This window comes from Bordetella petrii (assembly GCF_017356245.1).
Taxonomy (GTDB): domain Bacteria; phylum Pseudomonadota; class Gammaproteobacteria; order Burkholderiales; family Burkholderiaceae_B; genus Bordetella_A; species Bordetella_A petrii_D.
The window spans coordinates 1-545 of the sequence record NZ_JAFMZZ010000010.1; the positions used below are offsets into that span (position 1 = coordinate 1).

The following is a 545-nucleotide window of genomic DNA, read 5'->3' on the forward strand; positions in this document are numbered from 1 at the left end:
CCGCCGGCTTCGACCGCATCGGCGGCATCATCGTTGGCTGTCGGGATATCGTTGGCCCCATTGATGGTGATTCGCAGTTCGGCCTGGTCCGTCAGTCCACCGCCATCGATGACGCGGTAGGTGAAGACATCCTGCAGCTGCTCGCCGGCCGCCAAGGCTGCCACCGCTGCATTGGTTTCGTCGGCATGGTAGGTATAGGTGCCGTCGGCGGCGATATCCAGCCAGCCGTACAGGCCATCGATACGCTGCGTGGCCCCATCGCCAATTTCCGTGAATCCGTCGCTGCCCGAACCCGCCCGGATGCCGTCGACCGCCTGGGTGTCGCCCGCATCCACATCGGTATCGTTGGCCAGCACCGAGCCCGTGGCATCGACCGCCGGCGAGATCGCCGTGGCCGGCGTGGCCGCGTCCGTATCGTCCTGCGCCTGCGGCGCGTCGTAGCTGCCGGCGATGGTGATGGTCAGCGTGGCCGTATGCGTCAGCCCGGCCAGATCCTGGACGGTGTAGGTATAGGTTTCCTGCAGCGACTGGCCCGCGCGCAGCTG

At 66.8% G+C, this 545-nt stretch carries 1 protein-coding gene; it reads right to left on the minus strand.

Features of this window, described 5'->3' with window-relative positions; genetic code table 11:
- On the minus strand, positions 1-545 hold a 545-nt coding region (locus J2P76_RS23520; protein ID WP_207410706.1), incomplete at both ends, for a VCBS domain-containing protein.